General features: G+C 61.6%; 9 protein-coding genes. 4 read left to right on the plus strand and 5 right to left on the minus strand.

From position 1 onward, the window contains the following. From CP49_RS47230 to CP49_RS12885, 3 genes are all read left to right on the plus strand, one after another. Positions 1-212, plus strand: a 212-nt coding sequence (locus tag CP49_RS47230) for a BA14K family protein (RefSeq protein ID WP_245310671.1), incomplete at its 5' end; no start/stop codon positions are given. 408 nt (positions 213-620) lie between these two features. Next, positions 621-1,025 carry a response regulator gene (locus CP49_RS12880; RefSeq protein WP_057850646.1) on the plus strand — a complete coding sequence of 135 codons (405 nt, stop codon included), beginning with the start codon at positions 621-623 and terminating at the stop codon, positions 1,023-1,025. A gap of 10 nt (positions 1,026-1,035) precedes the next feature. Beyond that, positions 1,036-3,270, plus strand: a complete 2,235-nt coding sequence (locus CP49_RS12885; RefSeq protein ID WP_057850626.1) for a CHASE3 domain-containing protein — start codon at positions 1,036-1,038, stop codon at positions 3,268-3,270. A gap of 161 nt (positions 3,271-3,431) precedes the next feature. On the opposite strand, the gene CP49_RS12890 is transcribed toward CP49_RS12885, so the two are convergent. Beyond that, positions 3,432-3,794, minus strand: coding sequence for an MmcQ/YjbR family DNA-binding protein (locus CP49_RS12890; protein ID WP_057850647.1), 363 nt, complete (start codon positions 3,792-3,794; stop codon positions 3,432-3,434). A gap of 109 nt (positions 3,795-3,903) precedes the next feature. Continuing rightward, the gene (locus CP49_RS48925) at positions 3,904-4,725 is read right to left on the minus strand and encodes a DUF1993 domain-containing protein (protein WP_338060349.1); all 822 of its coding nucleotides are present in this window, start codon (positions 4,723-4,725) and stop codon (positions 3,904-3,906) included. 207 nt (positions 4,726-4,932) lie between these two features. On the opposite strand from CP49_RS48925, the gene CP49_RS12905 reads away from it, so the two are divergent. Then, positions 4,933-5,265 (plus strand): HNH endonuclease, encoded by a 333-nt coding sequence (locus CP49_RS12905; protein WP_057850628.1) that lies wholly within the window; start codon positions 4,933-4,935, stop codon positions 5,263-5,265. A gap of 42 nt (positions 5,266-5,307) precedes the next feature. Here the strand turns inward: CP49_RS12905 and CP49_RS12910 are convergent, their stop codons facing one another. The 3 genes from CP49_RS12910 to CP49_RS12915 form a co-directional block, all read right to left on the minus strand. Next, positions 5,308-5,589 (minus strand): helix-turn-helix domain-containing protein, encoded by a 282-nt coding sequence (locus CP49_RS12910; RefSeq protein WP_057850629.1) that lies wholly within the window; start codon positions 5,587-5,589, stop codon positions 5,308-5,310. Further along, a complete protein-coding gene (locus tag CP49_RS48930; protein WP_338060350.1) occupies positions 5,586-5,741 on the minus strand; it encodes a type II toxin-antitoxin system RelE/ParE family toxin in 156 nt (51 codons plus the stop codon). The genes CP49_RS12910 and CP49_RS48930 overlap by 4 nt, the downstream gene beginning before the upstream one ends. A 327-nt stretch (positions 5,742-6,068) precedes the next feature. Beyond that, on the minus strand, positions 6,069-7,133 hold the full coding sequence (locus tag CP49_RS12915) for a ketopantoate reductase family protein (RefSeq protein ID WP_057850630.1): 1,065 nt from the start codon (positions 7,131-7,133) through the stop codon (positions 6,069-6,071). Between the last annotated feature and the right edge of the window lie 190 nt (positions 7,134-7,323).

Consider the following 7,323-nt stretch of genomic DNA (forward strand, 5'->3'; position numbering starts at 1 on the left):
TCGGCGCGGGCATAGGGTCGGCGTATGCTTACAGCGATCCCTACTATTACGATGACTCGTATGGATATTACGATGACACCGTAGTCGCGGAAGCGCCCCCGGCCGGCGATGATGCCGTGGCCTACTGCATGCGCAGGTACAAATCCTACGATCCGGCGTCAGGAACCTATCTCGGTTATGACGGGCAGCGGCACCCCTGCCCGGCGCAATAGCACGATCGCGTGAGTTCGAAGGGCGGCGTATTCCCCTGCGCCGCCCTTTTTCGTTTCAAGAACTACGAACGCAGCGCTACTGCAACGCCACCCAGCATGTTGCCGGGCATCGCGTGCGCGCTGGCCGGTGCGTCGGCCTCGACACCGTACTGACTAAGCATTTCCCGCTGGCGATGCCGCCGCTCTCGTTGGCCGCGTGGCAGATGATGCGTGATTGATCGGCGGCATGGCGGGCTTAGATCCGGAACCTGCAGTGCAAGTGTTATCGTTCTGACACAGCGAAACGGAATTGCGCTCGGCAACTTTTGTGTGCACTCTATCATACAGACGACTTGTCGACGTTTCGACTTAATCGTCACATGGGATGTGCTGGTCACCTGGCCGCCGCCCAAGGAAGAAGGAATCATCGTGCCGCGCGTTCTCGTGGTCGATGACGACCCGATGGTTTGCGTTGCCATCGAGGTTTGTCTGACGCGCAAGGGTTTCGAGGTCACCGTCGCCGACGGTGGTGAAGCGGGAATGCGTGCACTCGAATCCTCCGATTTCGACGTCATGCTGATCGACGTGTTCATGCCGCATATGCGAGGCTTCGAAGCGATCCGGATATTTCACGAGCGCAGGCCTGACATACCGATCATCTCGATGTCGGGCTACGCCTTCGCCAACACCGAACGCGCGCCGGATTTCCTGCGGATGACCATCGAGCTCGGCGCGGCATGCTGCCTGCGCAAGCCCTTCACGCCGGACGCGCTGTTGACCTCGGTCAATCAATGCATCACCAAGCCAAAAGCTTCCGCGCGTCACTCGAAATAACAACTGGCAAATGCCCTCGCAGCGTATCATTCTCGGAATTGGCCTCGCTATCCTCCTCATTATCGGCGCTGCCTCGATCGGTTTGGACCTCAAGTCGCGGTCCGATAACGCTTCCGTCGACCGTGCGCTCGGGATACTCGGGAAACTCTCCGATATGCGCCCGCTGCTGCGCCGGGCCGAAAGCGCGGCGCGGGCGTTCGCACTCACCGGCGATCAGGAATTCGCCAGGGAATACCGCGAGGCCAGCGACGCGATCCTGCCGGCGCTCGCAGCACTGATCGAGGCGGTCAAGGCCAATCCGACCGAAAGGCAACTGATCGAAGAGACCAAGGCGCTGGTGGAGCGCCAGATTGCAGTCAATGGCGAGTTGATCAGGCTCCGGACCGCGGGAGATGGCGCCGCCGTCGCGGCGCTCGTCGGCCAGGAGGACCGCGCGGCGGCGGCCGCGATTGCCGGAAACCTCGAAAAGGCAGTAGCCGAAGAGCGCAGGCAGCTATTCGCTAGGCGCGCCGAGTCCGAAACCAACGGCAGCTTCCTGCTGGCGATCGATCTCGCTGGCGTCGCGCTGATCCTGATCCTCGCCACCGTGCTGACGCTATCGACCCGCCGCTCGCGCCGGGCACTGCAGGATTCGCTGAGCGCCACCCAGGCCAGCAACGAGGCGCTCGAGGCAGCGGTCGCCGAACGCACCGAGCATCTGGTCGCCGCGCATGAGGAACTCAGGCTTTCGGCCGCAGTCCTGCGCAGCACCTTTCACAGCATGGCGGAGGCGGTGCTCGTCATCGACACCAAGGGAGAGATTTTGCTCTCCAATCCGGCCGCAGAGAAGATGCTGCGCTACCGGCCGGGCATGACGGTCGAACTGCTGAGCTCGCTCAGCACCGTTTTTCAGGCCGACGGCGTCACGCCGCTGCCTGTCAACGACATGCCTGCCGCGCGTGCGCTGCGCGGCGAAGCGTTCGACGCCACGGAAATCGTGGTGCGCCCGGTCAGCGGCAGTTCGCCCGTTCATCTCGTGATCAGCGGCCGGCCACTGCGCGATACCTCAGGGGCCATCAGCGGCGCGGCGCTGGTCTACCACGACGCCACCGCCTCGCGTGAAACCGAGCACAAGCTCCTGCAATCGCAAAAGCTCGACGCCATCGGCAAGCTCACCGGCGGCGTCGCGCACGACTTCAACAACATGCTGACGGTGATCACCGGCACCACCGAAACGCTGGTCGCCGGCCTTTCGCATGAGCCGGCGCTGCAGAAGACGGCCGAATTGATCGACCAGGCAGCGGAACGCTGCAGCGAGCTGATACAGCATCTGCTTGCCTTCGCCCGTCGCCAGCCGCTGCAACCGCGCAATGTCGACGTCAACGCCACCGTGCTCGATATCGCCAAGCTGCTTCGTCCGACGCTCGGCGAGCAGATCGAGGTCAACTCGATCCTCGAGCAGGAAGTGGCGACAGCCCATATCGACCCCTCGCAGCTCGCCAACTCCCTGCTCAACATGGCGATCAACGCCCGCGACGCGATGCCGAACGGCGGCAAGCTGCTGCTGGAGACGCGCAACGTCGTGCTCGACGAAGCCTATGCGCAGGCCAACCCGGACGCGAAGCCCGGCCCCTATGTGATGCTCGCGGTCAGCGACAACGGCGCCGGCATGTCGCAGGAGGTGCTGGACAAGGTGTTCGAGCCGTTCTTCACCACCAAGGAGGTCGGCAAGGGCTCAGGCCTCGGCCTCAGCATGGTCTACGGCTTCGTCAAGCAATCGGGCGGCCACGTCCGGATTTACAGTGAGGTCGGCCACGGCACCACGATCAAGCTCTATCTGCCGCCTGCCCGCGGCCAGGTCGAGGCAGCCCCTAGCGCGGCGCCGCCGCTGCCGCATGGCAACGAGACCGTCATGGTGGTGGAAGACGACGCGCTGGTGCGCAACTTTGTCACCACGCAACTGCAGAGCCTCGGCTACCGGACGATCGCCGCCGCCAACGGTCCCGCGGCGATGACGATCGTAGAAAACGGCCAGCCATTCGACCTGCTGTTCACCGACGTCATCATGCCCGGCAACATGACGGGGCGGCAGTTGGCCGACGAAGTGACCAAGCGCCGCCCCGGCGTCAAGGTGCTTTACACCTCCGGCTATACCGACAACGCGATCGTGCATCAGGGCCGCCTCGATGCCGGCGTGCTGCTCCTGACCAAGCCCTACCGAAAGTCCCAACTGGCCAACATGATCCGCCGCGCGCTGACGGGGTGAAGCGGCGGAAGGTCGTGTTGCCTCTCCCCGCTTGCGGCGCAGGCGTACATCTTCATTGGCGGCGGAGGGCCGCCTTTTGTCACCATTTCCGCCCGCAGCATCGTGCTCACCCGTCGGCACGCCGTCATTGTCCACCCAGAGCAAGCCCGCCATCCCGCGGATTACGGCGTTGCAAGCCCTAGCTCAAGCCGCCTCTTCTTTGACAAGCCTTGCGAGACGATAGAGTGAGACTGCCGGATGTAGTCGCCCAGCGCAGCATCGGGCAGCCCGGGTTTTGCGAAGTGCTGGATCCATTTCATACCGCGCGATGCGAGGTACGGCGCAGGACGCAGGCCCGGCTGATCCTTGAGCATTTCATAAGCAATGTCGCTCACTTTGAAGGTGACGCTCGGCGCGTTATGCTTCCCGCTGGCAATCGCAAAGACTTTGCCACCGACCTTCCAGACATGCGACCCGCCCCACTGGATCACATGCGTGGTCGCAGGAAGCGTCCGGCAGAATGCGTTGAATTTTCCGCGGGTCATATTGTTGCGTTTCACCCAATCGGCCGCGCGTCGGACTTCCCATAGAGCGCCCGGCGCTCGCAGAGCATAATCAGGACAGCGCGGTCGGCATGGCAAGGCTATCGCATTCTCACGTCACTCTCATCGGAATGGTACCGAGGAAATCGCGCTTGCCGATTTCGACACCGCAGTGACGGAGGATGTCGTAGGCAGTGGTGACGTGAAAGTAGAAATTTGGCACCGCAAAGTGGTTGAGATAGTCCGCACCTCTCATGTGACCCATATTCGGGCCGAGCGGAAAAGCGATCTCGCGGTCGGCCGACTCGTCGATCTTCTTGGCATCGAGCGTCTTCACAAAGGTGACCGTCTTGGCGATACGCGCCTTGAGCTCGGCGATTGTCTTCTCGTTATCCTCATACCTGGGCGGGTCGATGCCGGCGAGCCGTGCGCCGCCGTTCTTGGCCTGGTCGCAGGCGCTCTGCACTTGCTGCGTGAGTGCGAACATATCGGGGAAGAGACGCGCGCTGAGCAGCGTCGCGGGATCGATCGACCTTGCCGCAGCATATGTCTCAGCCTTGTCGAGAACCGCCGAGAGTGCGTTGAGGCCAATCTCGAATACCGGAATTGATGCGTTCGACATCGACATGACGGGATCCTCCTTCGTTGATGTATCAGACAGGTCAAGCGACGCGGGGTTCTTCCCCTTGCCTGGGCGGTCTGGAAGCGCCGTCGACTCGGCAACCCGGAACCCAAACGATCTCGCGCCGTCCACGCGAGCGCGCGCATTGACGAAGCGCCCAAGGTCCTTCGCCAAATCGTTCGCGCCGTTAATATCCTGACATGATTGGGTTGCGCAATCGGCCGCCACCAAACAAGTCGGGTCGACGGCAATCCAAAGCGGAAGACGTATCGGAGACGCGATGATCGAGGTCACTACCGCCTCGTCGGCCAATGCGTGCTCAGCCTCTATCCCGGCGATGGGCCTGGCGGACAAGGTGTTGAAGCTCGGCCGGCATCAAGGTACTTACACATCAGGCTATACCGACAATGCGATCGTGCATCAGGGCCGCCCTCGACCCGTATCGCAAATCCCTGCCGACTTGATGTATGGAGGAGTGAGACGTTCGATGAAGGGATTCTGGGGAAGGGCATAAGGCTGATGGCCGACGTGACCTACAAGCGCTGCTATTTCGACTGGGGCGGACGATGCGCCTACTGCGATATTGGACTGCCCAGAATAAAGTGGGATGGCAGGGTCAAGGCCGGCATTGACCATTTCATCCCGCTCTCAAAGGGAGGTCCGAACAACAGGAGCAACCGCGTGCTGTCCTGCTACCCCTGCAATCTCGCCAAGGGCGACACCGACCCGCGCGAGACGAATCAATGGCCCCACATCGAACAGCGGCTTGCCGAGATCGCCGCTTCGCGGCCCCTCAGTCACGGGCAGCTCAAACGGCTCCTGCCCGAATTGGTGAAACAAGTTTACGTGTAGGCATGATCCGGATCCGAAAGGCCGCGTTGGCCGGGGCCCCCTTCAAGCGGCCGACAGCCGCACCTGAAACTTACTACCGGTTGCTTCGGCATAGCGCAGCAGCGTCTTCGTGCTCGGTAACGTTTGACCGCTTTCAAGTCGTGCAATCGTGGATTGGCTGGTCCGCATCCGGGCAGCCAGTTCGGCTTGCGAGAGACCTGCGCGCAGGCGAGCCCTAAGCAACTCGGCAGCAATTTCGAACTCCGGAGCGAGTGCCTCGTACTCCGCCTTCACCTTCGGATTGGCCAAGAGACGAGCTTTGATCTTTTCAAACGGAATTGTCATGTGACCTCCTTTGCCCGCTGTAGCGCGAGCTCGATCTCCGAGCGTGGGGTCTTTTGAGTCTTCTTTACAAATGCGCGAACTATGACCACTCTTCGGCCGATCGCCGTGACATAAAGCGCGCGAGCAATTCCGTCACGACCTGTCAGCCGCAACTCCCATAGCTTCCCTTCGAGATGTTTTGACGTGCGGCTCGCTCAGGCTTTCCAGTCCGGCCAAGCTGATGCGTTCCGCCAGCCGCAAAAATCGCGCCTGCATGTCACTCGGAAGGGAAGCAATTTCCGTAGCGACCGCTTCGTTGAGGATTTCTACCCGCCAAGCCACGAACGACCGTATCTCTTTTTTGAGATACGGTCAAGGTGACGCGTAGAGTCTCACGGCTGGGCCTGCGATGCTGGGCACTGCCGCAAGCGCTATTGGTTCCGGCAAGAAGAACCCATTTTAGTCGTGGCGCGCCATTCTCGAAATGTCCTAGGCGCCCCTCACACCGCGCCTGATCCGCCCGCCACGATCTTCTCGTTCAGTTTCTGATCGACGATCTCGACCGTGCGATCGATCTCGGCGCTCGGCGCGCCGAGCTGATGCGAGATCAATTTCACCAGCAGGTCGACCCGCTCGATGAAGGGCGCGCCACTGGCGACCGCACGGGCCGCCGATGACGGCTTGAGAAGGCTTTCTGCCGCCTTTGCATATTTCGCGAAAGGCACCTGATCCTGCGCCTCGGCGCCCAGGCGCCGGGCGATGCCGTCGACATGGTCATAGATCGCCTGCGAGAGTTTGAGATCACCGTGCACGGCGTCGCGGATCGATTGCGGCTCGTTCGGCGTGATGCACCGGTAATTCCCGGTCAACAGCATCGACCATTTCGCCAGCGGGACGAACAGCGAATCGAACACTTTGAGCTTTACCGGAACGTCATGGCCGTCCAGCTTCACCGCGTCGATATCAGCTTCCAATTCGCGCAGCAGCTTGTTGTGCTTCTCATCGGCAAATGCCGCGGCCTTGAAGTTGGTCGGCAGCCCCACGTGAAGCACATTCGCCGCCTCTTCCGGCGGACGGAAGGCCTGCGGATCCGGCGAGCAGAGCGACACCAGTCCCGGCTCGAAACGCTCCCATACCTGCGCGTTGGTGTAGGCCTCCTCCAGGTCCATGTCCGCCAGTGCGGGAATCCGCTTGAGATAGGGCAGCGGCGGCATGTTCATGATCGACAGACAAGGCAGCTTCGCCGCGGCGATCTTGATCATCAGAACCCGGATCGTGTGGTTGGTGTATTGCGGCTCCTGCATCGCAAGACCGACCAGGTCGTAGCGGGAAAGGTCGACATCCGCAGGCGTCGCCGCGTCCAGCTTGCCGGGCAGGTCCCGCGAAAAGATCGCGCGGTGCACCGCCTCGTCGCGCAGCTTGATGCGAACTTCGGTGCCGTCGCGATTGATGAGCTCTGCCGTCTTCTTCCGGCAAACCAGGGTCACGTTGTGACCCGCCATCAAAAGCTTTGTCGCCAGCAATGAGCCGTATGAGGCTCCAAGGATCAGAATGTTGCGCGCCATACTCTCTCTTTCGCAGGTGATGCTTGAATTGCCCCAATGGCCCCGGGCGGGCCGAAAATTTCGTCCGTGGCATACAACGAATTAATAGGTGTTACAATCACATAGCTTGGCCGCAAATTCGGCTTGCACCTCTCCCCGCTTGCGGGGAGAGGTCGGATCGCCCTTGCGATCCGGGTGAGGGGGTACAGGT

The sequence above is a fragment of the Bradyrhizobium valentinum genome (genome assembly GCF_001440405.1).
GTDB lineage: Bacteria > Pseudomonadota > Alphaproteobacteria > Rhizobiales > Xanthobacteraceae > Bradyrhizobium > Bradyrhizobium valentinum.

What these genes read in the sequence shown, in the direction of transcription:
- CP49_RS12885 (WP_057850626.1), top strand. Translation starts at nt 1,036, where the DNA reads ATGCCCTCGCAGCGTATCATTCTCGGAATTGGCCTCGCTATCCTCCTC.
- CP49_RS12890 (WP_057850647.1), bottom strand. Translation starts at nt 3,794, where the DNA reads ATGACCCGCGGAAAATTCAACGCATTCTGCCGGACGCTTCCTGCGACC.
- CP49_RS12905 (WP_057850628.1), top strand. Translation starts at nt 4,933, where the DNA reads ATGGCCGACGTGACCTACAAGCGCTGCTATTTCGACTGGGGCGGACGA.
- CP49_RS12910 (WP_057850629.1), bottom strand. Translation starts at nt 5,589, where the DNA reads ATGACAATTCCGTTTGAAAAGATCAAAGCTCGTCTCTTGGCCAATCCG.
- CP49_RS12915 (WP_057850630.1), bottom strand. Translation starts at nt 7,133, where the DNA reads ATGGCGCGCAACATTCTGATCCTTGGAGCCTCATACGGCTCATTGCTG.